We start from the raw sequence: 15,643 nt of genomic DNA on the forward strand, positions 1-15,643 counted from the left end.
CGGGGCTTTTTTTGTGCCCCGCCATTCCCTTAGCTATAATGGCTATTTTTGTACATTTGCGGCATGGCATCCATCAAACCATCTGTACCAAAGGGTACCCGCGATTTTTCTCCGGCCGAAATGGCTAAGCGTAACTTTATTTTTGATACCATTAAAAGCGTTTTCAAAAAATACGGTTACCAGCAAATTGAAACCCCTTCAATGGAGAACTTAAGCACCCTTACCGGTAAATATGGAGATGAGGGCGACAAACTGATGTTTAAGATTCTTAACAGTGGCGATTACCTTGCTAAAGCTGATGCCGCAGCATTAGAAAATCGAAATTCAAACAAAGCCACTGCTTCTATTTCAGAGAAAGCCTTGCGATATGACCTTACGGTGCCCTTTGCACGTTACGTAGTGCAGCACCAAAATGAAATTACTTTCCCTTTTAAACGCTTCCAGGTACAGCCTGTTTGGCGGGCAGATAGACCGCAAAAAGGCCGCTATCGCGAATTTTTTCAGTGCGATGCTGATGTAGTAGGATCGCCGTCATTGTTAAATGAAGCCGAATTTGTGATGATATATGACGAGGCTCTAAGCAAGTTAGGGCTTCAAGACTTTACCATCAAAATAAACAACCGCAAAATACTATCGGGCATTGCCCAGGTTATTAATAAGCATGATAGCATTGTTGACCTCACAATAGCTATTGACAAGCTTGACAAAATTGGTCTGAATGGTGTTATAAAAGAACTGCTGGAGCGCGGCTTTAATGATGCCGACATTGAAAAACTTAAACCGGTAATTTTATTGGACGGCAGTAATACGGAGAAATTGGCCAGCTTGCGTGATGCGTTACAAACCTCACCTATCGGCTTACAAGGCTGCGATGAAATACAAACTGTTTTCGATTACCTTGCCAACTGCAAATTACAAAGTGCAAACTTAGAGCTGGATATTACACTTGCCCGCGGGCTTAACTATTATACGGGAGCCATTTTTGAGGTGAAGACAAACGAGGTAGCAATGGGCAGCATTGGCGGTGGTGGCCGTTATGATGACCTTACCGGCATGTTCGGTTTAAAGGGCCTTACCGGTGCAGGTATCTCTTTCGGGGCAGATCGCATTTACGATGTATTGGAAGAGCTTAACCTTTTTCCTCAATCAACAGATCAAAGCACGCAAGTATTAATCATTTGCTTTGATACCGATGGCGAACGTTATGCCTTACCACTATTACAAAATTTGCGAAACAGCAATATCAATAGTGAAATGTATCCGGCTGGTGCAAAAGTTAAAAAACAGATGGAGTATGCCAATAACAAAAATATCCCTTACACCATATTAGTAGGGAGCGACGAAATGCAAACCGGCCTGCTGACTTTTAAAAACATGCAAAGCGGCGAACAGGAAAAACTGACAGCCGAAGATATTCTACAGAAGCTGAAGTAAATTTATGTTGAACTTAGCCTTACGGTAAATTTAGTGCCCTGGCTTGGTTGGCTGCTTACAGTGATATTGCCACCACAAGCTTCTACCTGGTTCTTGGTAATAAATAAACCCATGCCTTTCGCATCGCTATTGCCATTAAAGGTTTTGTACATACCGAACAGCTGATCGCCGTATTTTTCGAGGTTGATGCCTATTCCATTATCTGCTACGCTAAAACCTGGTTTCCCATCAGCTTCAATATAATCAACTATAATAATCGGGCGCTGCGTTAACGAGCGATATTTAATAGCATTACTTATTAAGTTGAAAATAATGCTTTCCATGTATGCCGGGCTGTAAACCAGGTTTACGTGCGCAGGTATGTTGTTTTGTATATCCACATTCCAGCGTTTGATATCATTTTGCAACAAGCCAATTGCCTTTTCAAAATAGTCGCGAAGATTAATTTCAGAGGTTTGGATATCAATATTGGTTTGTATCGATACCACTTCATTTAAATTATTGATGGTATCGTTAAGTAACTCAGACACATTCAATAAGTGAGCAGACATTTCGGCCTTTTCACGTTCATTAGTATGCGGATCATTGATCACATCCATGATCATCTTAAAGTTGCTTGAATGTGTACGCAAGTTGTGCGATACGATGTAAGCAAAGTTTAGCAACCTGTTATTTTGCCCGCTAACAGTATTTAATGTACGGCGCAATTGCTCCTCTTGCTGCTTTTGCTCTGTAATATCGGTATGCGTCCCAATTACACGGGCGGGGCTGCCATCTGCAGCATATTCAATTACTTTGCCCCTGTCAAGTATCCATTTGTAGCTACCGTCTTTACATTGCACCCTATGCTGATTCTCATACATGGCGGTTTCACCTCGCAGGTAGCCCTGCACATCATTAACATATTTTTCGCGGTCGCTGGGGTGAACACGCTTTGTCCAAACACCGGGCACGGTATCAAACTCATGCGGCTCAAAACCTATCATCCGGATGCACTGATCGGAGTGGAAAACGCTATTAGTGCGTAAATCCCAGTCCCATATACCACCGCCAGTACCTTCTGATGCAAAAATCCAGCGGCGCTCGCTTTCCCGCAATGCGTCTTCGGCAATTTTGCGATCTGTAATATCTTTTATCTGCGATACAAAATAAAGTGGTTTTCGGGCCTGGTCTACCACCATTGATACGTTTAGAAATATCCATAAAATGCTGCCGCTTTTCGTAAAGTAACGTTTTTCCATTTTATAGGTAGTTACCTCGCCCGCCAACAATTTATCCAGCAGCTCAAGATCAGCTTGCAGGTCTTCCGGGTGGGTTATTTCCTGGAATGTTTTACTTAACAGTTCCTCTTCGGTGTAGCCCAACAACTCGCAAATACTGTTGTTAACCTTCATAAACCTGCCTTCTAATGATACCAGCACCATTCCAATGGGCGAGTATTGAAAAGCACTCTTTAAGGTTTCGTTAGCTATTTCTGCTTGTTGCTCATCAAGTTTCCTTTGCGTAATATCAATATGGCAACCCACCATTCGTACGGGTTTTTTTCCCTTCCATTCAATAACACGGCCTGTAGTATTTACCCAAATGGTTGAGCCACTCTTGTGCCGGTACCTAACATCGATATTGAAAGGAATTTTACCTCCGCTTTTAAAGCACTCGGCCAAGTGAACTTCTAAGCGGCTCTTATCTTCCGGTTGGATGATTGTGTCCCATAAGCTTATAAAATCTTCCAGTTCGTGCTCCTCATAACCAAAAACAGCTTTTAGCTTAGGGCTAAGGTAAACTCTATTGGCTAAAATGTGCCAGTCCCAATGGCCGGCAAGGCTCTCTTCCAGAATGATCTTGTGAATATTATCCATTGAACAGCGGGGGGCAATACAACCGGTGTTAATGTACACAAAATCAAATCACCTTTCAACTAAGGGCACGTAATATTATTTAGGTGTTGTGTGTCAATTAAATAAACTCCAACCCGGCAAAACTTTTATCAAGCACCTGGTTGTTGTTTACATCAAGCCACTTGTCAAGCAGGGTGGCGTAAACACTCCTGAAATCAATTTCGTATTTAAGGTCGCCGTTGTCAAGCTGGGCCAGGTTGGGTGCATTGTTATAAATACCTGCTTTTTTCAGCTTGCCGCCAAACATCATAATGTTATTGGCCGTGCCATGATCGGTACCGTTGCTGGCGTTTTGTTCAACGCGGCGGCCAAATTCAGAGAAGGTCATTACCAGCGTATCATCCAGCTTACCGGTTGCCTTGAGGTTTTTAACAAAAGCAGCTATGCCTTCGCTGTAAATTTTAAGGTTGCGCCCCTGCTGATTTAACTGCGTGGTATGCGTATCGAAACCACTTAATGATACATAGTAAACCCTTGTTTTTAAACCCGAGTTAATAAACTTTGCTACCGTTTTAAGCTGATTGGCAAAGCCGGTTTGCGGATACTCGGCCACTGTTTTATAGATCTTAGATGTTTGCTGAATGTAATTTGCCGACGAATATGTTTCAACCATGGTTTTGTACAAATAACCCAGGTTATCATCATTCAGATGCAAATCGTCGTGCTCGTGCACCAATTCTTTAAAAAGTGGCTCGCGGGTTGATTGATAAAGCTTAGCAGGATTTTGCACCGCTATCCCTTTCATTTTTGCACCCTTCATTGCGAGTGAAAGGGTATCATCTACCTCAATAGCAGTATAAGTTTCCTTATTTACAGCGCAATTGCTATCCAGGTACCGGCCTATCCATCCAGTGTTTAAAAACTGGCTCGAATCACTTGCGGTTTGCCATATATCCATCGACCTGAAGTGCGACCTGTCCGGATTTGGATAACCAACCGAATTGATCACCCCCATCCATCCCTGGTCATAAAGTTCCTTCAGGGCTATCATATTGGGGTTTAGTCCCTGCATGTCATTAAGCTTAACTATATCAGGTTGCTTTATGGCAATCGTGTTTCGTTTTTGATAGTAAATATCGTTACCATAAGGCACAATTGTATTAAGCCCATCATTACCGCCCGACAGTTGTACAATTACCAGATTTTTATAACCACTAATTTGAGGCGAGGCCAAAGCCTCCAACGGTTTCAGGAATGATGGCACCAAAAATGCGCCCGAGGCGAGGCTGCTATATTTTAAAAAATCTCTTCTTTTCATGATGGTTTAATTTTAGCAAAGCTGGTACTCGGGAGTGGATACCAGCTCAATAACCATTGCTTTTACATCTTTTGAACGGGTTACAATATTCATCAGGTTATTGTTAAGCCGTGGCGCAATCAGGATTTGTGCTATAGTAGCCCTGCTGGTGTTTGCCGGTATACCATTTAAAAATCGGCTCCAATCCGGCTGGGTTTGTACTTGCGTATTCACATCCTTACGCTTATTAAGCGAAGTGGCTATAAAGGCCTCGTCTTCCGGATCGGGCTTACCGCTAAAATTAATAACGCCATCGTTTAACACAGTTGACGGGATCTTGATGCGATACATCAGCGATGAGCTATCTATCCAATTTTTGCCACCCGGCCAGCCTGCCACATTTGGCGGGTAGAACAATACCTGGCCAAGTGCCCGCTCAAATTGCATCAGCACATCGGGATTTTTGTAATCGATATAAAACTGGCGGTTAAGCCCAACAATAAACTCTACCGGCGATTTAATAAGCGTGCCCACATTTTTATCAGCATAAAACCATTCGGCGTTAAAAATATGCTTCAGCAAAGGTGTAATCTCGTAGCCGGACTGGTAAAAAACATCGGCCATGCCGGTAACATGAGCAGCATCCGGCGTTTCGTTTACAAGATATTTGTAAAGCTTATTACATATAAACAGGGCAGTTTCTTTTTTGCTCAATAGTATGTCAATAATATCATCGCCTGTAAAGTTGCCGCTTTTGCCCAAAAAAGTTTTTGAACCATCATCATGTAATGGCGCACGGGCAACAAAGGCACCATCCTTTCTAAATCCCCATCCAGTGAAGGCTCGTGCCGATTCCTTAATATCCTGCTCGGTATAGTTGCCACGGCCAATGGTAAACAACTCCATCAGTTCGCGCGCAAAGTTCTCATTAGGATGATTCTTCTGGTTTTGCTGATTGTTTAAAAACTGCAGCATAGCAGGCGCTTTTGAAACTTCGGTTAGCAATGTTTTAAAACTCCCTAATGCGCACTGCCTGTGTATATTGTTAAGCTGTTGTGCAAACCAGGGGTTTTGCGTGCGGCAGGCAAAGTGGTTGTGCCAAAAAAGCGTCATCTTCTCGCGCAGCTGTGCATCTGTGGTGCTCATTTGCTGTACCCAATATACGTTTAGACCTTTTTCCTGCTGGCGCTGCTCCTGTAAAAACATCTTGCGGGTAAGCCCGTCTTTTTCTAAAAAATCTTTAAAATTTATATTGCCTGATACAATATCAAGCGGAATATTTGGCTGCGAACGCATAAATAAGTCATCAACCGCTTGCTTAACAGTTAAAGCGCCTGCACGCTTAGCATCTTCAAGGCGCAAACCAAAGGCCGCCCTACTGTATAAATGCTTAATTTTTTTGATGTTATCCATGCCGCTATTTGACATAACGTATTAGCTATAGGTTTAATTTAACACGTCAATTTTTTTTGTATATACATTTCATAAGTGTATCATAAATAATATCTTAGATGTTGTACTAAACCCTAATTACACTATATGACCAAAACCTTTACGCTGCTATTGGTTTGCCTTGCATGTACATTTGCAAAAGCGCAAACCGCCCCTTCCACACAACCCTTCGGAAAGGTTGACATTGCCGACCTCGAACTTAAGTCGTGCGAGTTTGAACCCGACGCAAATGCTGAAGTATTATTTGACAAAGGCCTTGTTTATTACGATCACAATTTCAGCCTCGCTATGGAACGCCATAAGCGCATCAAAATTTTCAACGATAAGGGTAAAGATAATGCCAATATCCGGATTGAATATTTTAGTGGCAGCCACGTAGAAAACATTACAGGGTTGCAGGCGCAAACAATCTCTTTGGTTGATGGCAAACCCGAAATTGTTAAGCTTGATAAGAAGCTAATTTACGTGGAGCGGGTTGATAAACTACGAAGTGCTTACGTATTTTCTTTACCGAATGTTAAGGCTGGCTCAATAATAGAATATAAATACGTTTGGAACACTACATCCATAAGTAACTTCCCTGATTGGGATTTTCAGGACAAAATACCTGTTCGCTACAGTGAACTTATAACACAGGTACCTGATATACTATATTTTAAAGTTAAAAACACGCTTATGGAACCTCTTGTGGTTTCTAAACGGACCGAAGAATCTCGTAACCTCGCCGACGGTACAAACGGTGGCACCGGCTATCAGTTAGTAAAAACGGTTAGAGGCGTTGCCAATATCCACTCTTTGCCAGATGAGCCTTACATGACATCAACCAAAGACAATTACCAGTCTATCGTACACTACCTTACAGGCATAGCACCCATAGGACAGGGTTTTGCAAAAAACTTTTCGGACAGTTGGGCAAAGGTGGGCGGGATACTTGCCGACGATGATGATTTTGGCGGCCAGCTAAAACGAAAGCTGGCAGGGGAAGAAGCAATTATTGCTAAGGCAAAAGGCTTAAATAATGACCTTGACCGTATTGAGTATTTATTTAATGAAGTAAAAAACACGGTTAAGTGGAGCGGCGCTGACAGTTATCAGACAGATGACGGCACTGTGGCCGCATGGCAAAAGAAAAGCGGCAATTCGGCCGAGGTGAACTTGATACTGTATCATCTACTTAAACAATCTGGCGTGCAGGCATTCCCAATGATAGTGAGTACACGTCAACATGGCAAGGTAGCTTCGTACTATCCTTTTCTGTACCAATTTAACCGGGCCGTAGTATATGTGACATTAAAAGACGACCGGGAATTTATATTAGATGCGACAAGTAAATACAATGTTTACAATGAAACACCAGACGATTTATTAAATGGCTATGCCTTGTATATAGATAAGGAGCGGAAGATATATGACATGGTTTACTTATCAAATAGCACGCCGGCTAAGCAAGTAGTTGTTATAAGTGCCGATATAAAAAAGGAAGGTAAAATGGACGGCGTTGCGCAGGTAAGCAGCTTTAGCTATAACCGCGCCCACCGTTTAAAGATGTATAAAACGGACGGTGAGAAGAAATACACGGAATATATAACCGGCAATAACAACAATCTTAAAGTTGCTTCATTGAATATAGAGAACATGGACATTGATACATTGCCGCTTGTCCAAAAAATCAACTTTAATCAGGAGCTTACCGGGTCTGACGATAGCTACATATATTTTAACCCGAACTTATTTACCAACCTAAAATCAAATCCTTTTTTAAGCGAAACCCGGCTTACCGACATCGACTTCGGGCACCGCAACAATTATTCGTTAATAGGTTTGTTTAAAATGCCGCCTAATTACAAGGCCGATGCAATACCTAAAAATATTACGATGATAATGCCAGACAGCAGCATTATTTTTAGGCGCATGGTGGCCAATGATGAAGAAAAGATATCTGTGCGGTATTTCATCGATTATAAAAAGACAACCTATCGCAAAGACAATTACGCCGAGTTTTATGAATTTTGCAAAAGGATGTATGAAATGTTAAACGAGCAAATTGTATTAAAGAAATCGTAGTGATGCTCAAAAAATTATTTTGCTGTAAACCTATTTATTTTGCTGCGCTTTTTTGTATTTCGTTTTTAACAACTAATGCCCAATCAACAAAAATAGGTAAAGAACTGTATCAGGCATCTGCCATTCCAGATTCATTAAAAACGGAGGCAAACTCTGTTGTAAGATACTCATCGGACGTTTTGGTTGTTAAAGGTGCCGGGCGTGCTACCAAAAAGCATCATAGTATAATAACTGTACTGAATGAGAAGGGCGATGACGACGCTATGCAGGTGCTTTTTTATGACCGGAAATTTAATTCCGTTGGCAGTTTTTTAATGACAGTTTATAATGCTGCCGGGCTGCCTTTAAAAAAATATCATAAAAGCGATATGTATGATCGCGCCGCAGTAGATGGTATATCAATAGTTACAGATGATAGATTGCTTGCAATAAAACATACTATTGCAAGCTACCCCTGCACTATCGAACTTGAATATGAAAAAAGCTTGAACAGCTACCTGAGTTTAGGGAGTTGGGTAATACAGCAACCGGAAAAAGCTGTTGAATTTGCAGAATATATAGTGCAAGTAAGCCCGGAAACTGGTTTCAGATTTCAAAATAAGAACACAAAGGTTGCCCCTATAAAAACAAGTGACGGCATTTTAGATACATACATATGGAAAGTGGCCAACCTAAAAGCCGCTAAGCCTGAAGACGACGCGCTTGACTGGCAAATTACGCCAAGGGTGATTTTTGCAGCCAATCAGTTTCAATTTGACGGTATCCCCGGGGACTTTTCTACGTGGCAAAACTACGGTAAATGGCATTTGGCTTTAAACCAGTATGCAAGTGATTTGAACCCGGCGCGAGTGCAGGAAATACAACAGATGACTGCCGACTTAAAAACCGATAAGGAAAAGGCCCGGTTTTTATACGAGTATATGCAGCACAATATTAGGTATGTGAGCGTGCAATTGGGCATTGGTGGCTTAAAGCCGTTTGCAGCCAGCTTTGTAGATCAAAAAAAGTATGGTGATTGTAAGGCCATGTCCAACTACATGTCAGCGTTACTCCAAGCTGTAAATATACCGTCACACTATGCAATTGTAAATGCCGGTACTAATGCCGAACCGGCCGATGAGCGCTTTCCTAACTCTGCGTTTAACCATGTAATACTGTGTGTTCCTTTAAAAGGCGATACCACCTGGCTGGAATGTACCAGCAGCACCCAACCATTTGGCAAGCTTGGCTCATTTACAGAAAACCGTCGTGCATTACTGGTTACCGCAAACGGAGGTTTGTTGGTTAACACGCCAAAAAGCACGGCAGATGACAATCAGTTAAACAGCGATGTTCAAATTAAATTGAACGCCGACGGAAGCGCAAAGGTAAAGATGAAATTAATAGGTACAGGCGGTTATCGCGAAACCTATGTCGACCTGGCCTCAGCCAAGTTGGATGAGCAAAAAGAGTCGTTGCTTAGGTTATATAGGATAAAGCAACCTATACTTTTCAACCTGACAGCAGCCGAAGATAAAAATGGATTAAAAGAAATAGACCTCGACCTTGAATATGACAAGTTTTATGAAATTGCAGCCGGTAATAAACAGTTTTATCGTCCACGTGCATTTGACCTATGGAGCATAACCTGCCCCCCATTAGATAAACGCAAAACAGATTATTACTTCAATTACCCTATGCAAAAGTTATGCACCACATTAATTGACCTTCCCGAAGGTTTTGAGGTTGAATCATTGCCTGCAAATCAAACCTTAAAATTTACGTATGGTAATTACGAGGTACAATACGTTTACGACACTGCAAAGAACCAGGTAAAAAGCGTAGCCAAATTTAATTTGAACAGCCAGGTAATACCTGCTGCGAAATACACCGAGATGCAGCAGTATATGGACAATATTGCAGCTGCACAAAATAAAAAATTGGTAATACGTAAGAAGGCCTAATTTTGCCCGCATGATTTTTAGGCTTGATGAACGCCTGCTGTTTCCGGACCCTACCCTGGCAGAAGATGATGGCTTCCTGGCAGTAGGCGGCGATTTAAGTACAAACCGCCTGCTGCTGGCTTACCAAAACGGTATATTTCCCTGGTATAGCGAGGATGAGCCGATTTTATGGTTCTCTCCCCATGAGCGGTTTGTGCTTTTCCCTGAAGAGTTACAAGTCAGCAAATCTATGCGGCAGGTCTTAAGATCAGCCAAGTTCTCAGTAACCCTGAATACGTGTTTCAACGACGTGATAGAGGCTTGTGCAGCGGCCAAGCGCGAAGAACAGGATGGTACATGGATAACCGCCGACATGAAAGCAGCTTACAACAACTTGCATAAATTAGGCCACGCACATTCTGTTGAAGTGTGGCATGCCGGCAAGCTTGTCGGAGGCTTATATGGTGTACAAATTGGTCGGGTATTTTGCGGCGAAAGCATGTTTAGTAAAATGAGCAACGCGTCAAAAACAGCTTTGATATGGCTTTGCCAAACAGGTCAATACCACATGATTGACTGCCAGGTGCACACAGCACATCTTTAATCCATGGGTGCGCGGATGATTCCGCGGCAACTATATCTGAACATGCTGCAAAAAAGCAACGCCTAAACCTTAGCTTTGCAACAATGGAGCAAGCCCCTAATGAGCGGATTATTTTAGGTATAGACCCCGGCACTGCCGTAATGGGTTACGGGCTTGTGCTCGAAAAAGGCAGCAAGCTTGAGCTGCTGAGCCTTGGTGTAGTTAAGATGGATAAAATTGACGACCACATGCTTAAGCTGCAGCGTATATTCGAAAAAACAGTTGCCCTTATTGATAATTACCACCCGGACTGCCTTGCTATCGAGGCGCCTTTCTATGGAAAAAATATACAGGTGATGCTAAAACTTGGCCGTGCGCAGGGTGTGTGTATGGCAGCAGCACTATCGCGCAACGTTACCATTACCGAGTATTCTCCGCGAAAAATAAAGCAGTCGATAACCGGCAACGGTAGCGCAACCAAAGAGCAGGTTGCCGCCATGCTGCAAACCGTGCTAAAGTTTAATGAAACCCCGGAGTTTTTAGATGCTACCGATGGCCTTGCGGTAGCGGTATGCCACTCATTCCAAAAAATTCCTGTAGCGCGCGGTGGTAAAGTAAAAAGCAAAAAAGCCTACTCCGGCTGGGATACCTTTGTTAAAGATAATAGCTCACGTATTGTTAAAAGCGCGAAATAGCTAAAGCAACATATCAGCAACTTCTTTCCAGCCATTAACACGTACATCCCACTCAACATTTACATTATGGGGCGCTGTAAATAATATGCCCTGCCCTATAAATCGTTTGAAGTGCCCAACATTGTCGTCTATCAGGTAGTCGGCGTTGATGATGCTTTTATCGCCGCAGTAAACAATGTTTTTCCAGGTAATGTAGGGGAAATGGTCTTTCATCCACTGCAATTTGGGTAAAAAAGAATTTGGAAATTCCATAGCCGCTGTAGTTATGAATATTTCGTACTTCTTATATAGCTCACCAATTACTTTTTGGCTATCCTTTATAACAGTAAGGTCCTTAAAAAAGTCATCGTGGTAAACATATTCATTTATAAGGTATTTATGTTCTTCCGGCAAAAGGTCGGTGAAACGTGTTGTTGATAATTGTTCCGGTGCGAATACAATTCCATGGTCACGCTGATACCAGGCTGCGAAGCGCTCATTTGCATCTGCAATTACTTCGTCCATGTCAATAGCTATTCGCTTCATAGTGTTGTCCATACACAATAATACAGTTTATATAGCTGCTCTCACAAATAGATTTTCAAAACCTACAAATGCCCTTATGAAAAATGGCGCATATTATTTATAATAAGTCTAAATTATTTTGATGATGCCAATTATAAGTATACATTTGCCACATTATTTATAATAAGTCTTAATAAGCATGAATATACTTCGACCCCTTCACTTTAAACTATTTATAATCTTAACAGTGCTTTTGGCAACGTTAAATAATAGTGCATTTGCGCAAACACGCGGTACCGTAAGCGGCCGCGTAGTAACAGCTAGCAACCTGCCTGCAAGCAGTGTTTCTATTGGTTTATTAGGTACGCAATACGGCACCACTACAAATGATAATGGCGAGTTTTCGTTCCGCGCACCTGCCGGCTCATATAAAATCATCATCTCATACATAGGTGTGCAAACTGTTGAAATCCCGGTTACAATAACCGCAGGTAATAATACTGTAGTTCCGAAGATTACGGTAAACGCCAGCCTTTCGCAACTTAGCGAAGTAAATGTTATAGCCAACCGCGGTAACCGTTTTACCCGTAAGGTGAGTGTGGATGTGGCTAAGATACCTTTGAATAATCTTGAGAATGCACAAAGCTATACGGTTGTTACCAACGAACTTTTAAAAGAACAAAATATCTTTAATGTAGAAGATGCGCTGAGAAATGCACCCGGCATCCAAAAAATGTGGGATGCTACCGGCCGCGCAGGTGATGGCGGCGGTTATTTCACTTTACGCGGATTTGTTACACAAACGCGCCTGCGTAATGGTGTTGCCGGTTTGGTTACCAGCGGTATTGATGCAGCAAACATCGAAAAAATTGAAGTGATTAAGGGCCCTTCGGCCACGCTATTCGGCAGCACGCTAACTTCTTTTGGCGGTTTGGTAAATCGTGTTACTAAAAAACCTTACGATGTTTTTGGTTTGGAAATTGGCCACACTGTAGGCAGCTATGACCTTAACCGCACGAGTATCGATTTAAATACGCCGCTTAGTTCGGCAGTATCGTTCCGTTTAAACTCGGCATACAACTACGAAGGCAGCTTCCAAAACTATGGCAACAGCCGAACGCTGGCAGTTGCGCCAAGCCTGGCCATCAAAGCCAACGACAAATTATCTTTCCTGTTAGAAAGTGAAATGTTCTTCGGCAAAAATGCTGCTAAGCCTTTCTTCTTCTTTTACGATTCGCCAAATGCATTGGGTGCGCACAAGGTTAGCGACCTGAACATCATGTACAAAAATGCTTACGTAAATGATGATATCCAGTCATTCAGCCGTAGCATGAATTACTTTGGTACCATGAATTACAAGTTCAACGACAAGTTTACTTCGTCCACCATATTCTCATCATCAAACAGCTACTCTAACGGCCCAAGCCCTTATTTTTACCTGATTACTGATGCAACAGCTGCTACGATTGCACCCGGTACACCTAATTTGCCTGGCGAAGCCAACTATGTTTATCTTAACGACCAGTCTACTTACCGTAGCAAGCTAAACGCTATCGAGATACAGGAAAATATTAACGGCGATTTTAACATTGGTACAACACGCCACCGCTTCGTTTTTGGCTTAGATTTCCAACGCCAAAACTCGAATCAGATATTTTACGGCGGATCATACGGCATAGCCCCAATAAACAGCCCTAACTACGATTATGGATCGTTCAACAAAAGGCTAACCGATGCTAATGTTTATGACCCTGCAACTGCATATCCTTACATCTACAAAACAAATACCTACAGCGCTTATGCATCTGATGTGGTAAACATTACCGACAGATTAATTGCATCTGCGGGTTTACGTGTTGACCGTTACGAGAACAAAGGCAACTACAGCGTTACAGGCACGCAAACGTCTGCGCCATATGCTCAAACTGCTTTTTCTCCGAAATTCGGTTTAATCTATCAGCCAATCAAAGAAGCTTTATCATTATTTGCCAACTACCAAAACGGCTTCCAAAACCCTGCTCCTTTCACCAACGAGAATGGCCAGATCACTACTCCGAAAATCCAGAATGCTAACCAAATTGAGGGTGGTGTTAAAATGGCTTTGTTCAACGGAAAGCTGAACGGTACTGTAAGCTACTACCGAATTAACTTAACCAATGTGTTAAGGTCATTTACCGGCCCAAACTCACAGTTTTACCAGGTACAGGATGGCACGCAGCTTAGCAAAGGCTTCGAGGCCGAGATCATTGCCAATCCAATTGCTTCTGTTAACATCATTGCCGGTTTTGCCTATAACGATTCGAAGCTGACCAAAGCTGACGCAGACGTACAAGGCCTTCGCCCTAACACAGCAGGCTCACCATACATGGCTAACTTTTATGCTAGCTACCGCCTGCCCGAAACATCGCTTAGGGGTTTAGGCATTGGCTTTGGCGGTAACTACGTTAGTGCGAATAAAATTATCAACAGCGTAAGCCAGGGAACTTTTGAATTGCCCAAATACACTGTACTAAACGCCAACTTGTTTTATGACAGGGCGCAATACCGCTTTGGCCTGGCAGTAAACAACCTGACTAATAAGGAATACTACACCGGTTACACCACCATAAACCCGCAGCGTTTACGCCAGTTTGTATTGAGCGCATCGTATAAAATAAAATAGTTTATATGACCCCATTCAAAAAAGTAACACTTTTTTGCCACCGCTGGCTCGGATTCATTTCCGGGCTTGTGGTGTTTATAGTGAGTATTACAGGTTGTCTGTTTTGCTTTCAGGATGAAATTCAGGATGCCATGTACAGCTACCGTACGGTGCAAAATACGGGTAAGCCTTACGTGCAACCGTCGCAATTGATTGCCGAGGTAAAAAAGAACTTCCCAACAGTCAGCCCGGATTATATATACTATTATGGCGCCGAGCGCCCGGCCGGGGTATTGGCCAACCAGGGTAAAGATGGTTATCACTATGTGTTCCTAAACCCTTATACCGGTAAAATCACGCATCATGAAAAGCCTCAAACCAACTTTTTTATTATAGTTGAGTATATACACCTGTACCTGTTATTACCGCCTGCAATTGGCAAGTGGATAGTTGGCGTTTCGGTGATTATTTTTATGGTTATCATGATAACCGGGTTAATACTTTGGTGGCCCAAACGCAAAAGCGACCGCAAGCGCAGCTTTACTATTAAATGGGGTGGCCGCTGGCGCAGGGTTAATTATGACCTGCATAACGTGCTTGGATTTTACGCTACTGCTGTAGCCATCGTCCTATCAATAAGCGGTCTGGCTATCGCTTTTGAGCCGGTGAGCAGGGCAATCTACAATACAGCCAACGTTGGCAGAAACATCACTTACAAACAGGAAGTTTCGGAACCAAAATCCGATTCATTAAAGCGGACAGGGGTTGCTACACAACCGGTAGTAGATATGGCATTTGCTTATGCACGCCAACAAAGGCCGCAGGCACAAATGTTTTTAATACACAATGATCCGGCTTTGTCGGGCGCTATTGGTGTGGGTGCGTACCCCAAATCGATGCATTATGCACGTGCAACGGGTTTTGAGTTTGATAAATACAATGGTAAGCTGCTAAAATCATACATCTACGAGAAGAAGAGCCCGGGCCTAAAGCTCACCGAGATGAATTACGATATACACGTTGGCCAGATATTGGGTTTAACCGGGAAGATCATTGCCTTTTTGGCCAGCCTGATCTGTGCATCCTTACCTGTTACCGGCTTTATAATTTGGTTGGGTAAACGCAAGAAAAAGCCCAAGGCAGTACGTAACGTAGTGCATCGCAGAACGCACAAACGCGAACTGGCAATAATTAAATAACCATACTATCATAA

11 protein-coding genes are annotated in these 15,643 nt (G+C 42.6%); 7 read left to right on the plus strand and 4 right to left on the minus strand.

From position 1 onward, the window contains the following. Nucleotides 1–63 precede the first annotated feature (63 nt). Complete coding sequence (gene hisS / locus FPZ43_RS07335) at nucleotides 64–1,434, plus strand: histidine--tRNA ligase (protein WP_146381222.1); 1,371 nt, start codon at nucleotides 64–66, stop codon at nucleotides 1,432–1,434. A gap of 2 nt (nucleotides 1,435–1,436) precedes the next feature. Here the strand turns inward: hisS and FPZ43_RS07340 are convergent, their stop codons facing one another. From FPZ43_RS07340 to FPZ43_RS07350, 3 genes are all read right to left on the minus strand, one after another. Then, nucleotides 1,437–3,293, minus strand: a complete 1,857-nt coding sequence (locus tag FPZ43_RS07340; protein WP_146381223.1) for a PAS domain-containing sensor histidine kinase — start codon at nucleotides 3,291–3,293, stop codon at nucleotides 1,437–1,439. A 97-nt stretch (nucleotides 3,294–3,390) separates the two neighbouring features. Then, nucleotides 3,391–4,590 (minus strand): DUF1501 domain-containing protein, encoded by a 1,200-nt coding sequence (locus FPZ43_RS07345; RefSeq protein WP_146381224.1) that lies wholly within the window; start codon nucleotides 4,588–4,590, stop codon nucleotides 3,391–3,393. Between the two features lie 12 nt (nucleotides 4,591–4,602). After that, nucleotides 4,603–5,982 (minus strand): DUF1800 domain-containing protein, encoded by a 1,380-nt coding sequence (locus FPZ43_RS07350; RefSeq protein ID WP_261381018.1) that lies wholly within the window; start codon nucleotides 5,980–5,982, stop codon nucleotides 4,603–4,605. Between the two features lie 126 nt (nucleotides 5,983–6,108). Here FPZ43_RS07350 and FPZ43_RS07355 point away from each other — a divergent pair, with 126 nt between their 5' ends. The 4 genes from FPZ43_RS07355 to ruvC all read left to right on the plus strand — a co-directional run bounded on the left by FPZ43_RS07355 (nucleotide 6,109) and on the right by ruvC (nucleotide 11,285). Beyond that, entirely contained in the window at nucleotides 6,109–8,085 is a 1,977-nt protein-coding gene (locus FPZ43_RS07355) for a DUF3857 domain-containing protein (protein WP_146381226.1), read from the plus strand. Between the two features lie 2 nt (nucleotides 8,086–8,087). Continuing rightward, nucleotides 8,088–10,028 carry a DUF3857 domain-containing protein gene (locus tag FPZ43_RS07360; protein ID WP_146381227.1) on the plus strand — a complete coding sequence of 647 codons (1,941 nt, stop codon included), beginning with the start codon at nucleotides 8,088–8,090 and terminating at the stop codon, nucleotides 10,026–10,028. A 10-nt stretch (nucleotides 10,029–10,038) separates the two neighbouring features. Beyond that, the gene (gene aat / locus FPZ43_RS07365; RefSeq protein ID WP_146381228.1) at nucleotides 10,039–10,611 is read left to right on the plus strand and encodes a leucyl/phenylalanyl-tRNA--protein transferase; all 573 of its coding nucleotides are present in this window, start codon (nucleotides 10,039–10,041) and stop codon (nucleotides 10,609–10,611) included. Nucleotides 10,612–10,694: 83 nt separating this feature from the next. Then, the gene (gene ruvC / locus FPZ43_RS07370) at nucleotides 10,695–11,285 is read left to right on the plus strand and encodes a crossover junction endodeoxyribonuclease RuvC (RefSeq protein WP_146381229.1); all 591 of its coding nucleotides are present in this window, start codon (nucleotides 10,695–10,697) and stop codon (nucleotides 11,283–11,285) included. Here the strand turns inward: ruvC and FPZ43_RS07375 are convergent, their stop codons facing one another. Next, nucleotides 11,286–11,810 carry a 5' nucleotidase, NT5C type gene (locus FPZ43_RS07375; protein WP_146381624.1) on the minus strand — a complete coding sequence of 175 codons (525 nt, stop codon included), beginning with the start codon at nucleotides 11,808–11,810 and terminating at the stop codon, nucleotides 11,286–11,288. A 178-nt stretch (nucleotides 11,811–11,988) separates the two neighbouring features. Here FPZ43_RS07375 and FPZ43_RS07380 point away from each other — a divergent pair, with 178 nt between their 5' ends. Then, entirely contained in the window at nucleotides 11,989–14,451 is a 2,463-nt protein-coding gene (locus FPZ43_RS07380; protein WP_146381230.1) for a TonB-dependent receptor, read from the plus strand. Between the two features lie 5 nt (nucleotides 14,452–14,456). Continuing rightward, a complete protein-coding gene (locus FPZ43_RS07385) occupies nucleotides 14,457–15,629 on the plus strand; it encodes a PepSY-associated TM helix domain-containing protein (protein ID WP_146381231.1) in 1,173 nt (390 codons plus the stop codon). Nucleotides 15,630–15,643: the final 14 nt, after the last annotated feature.

This window comes from Mucilaginibacter pallidiroseus (assembly GCF_007846085.1).
Classification (GTDB): Bacteria; Bacteroidota; Bacteroidia; order Sphingobacteriales; family Sphingobacteriaceae; genus Mucilaginibacter; species Mucilaginibacter pallidiroseus.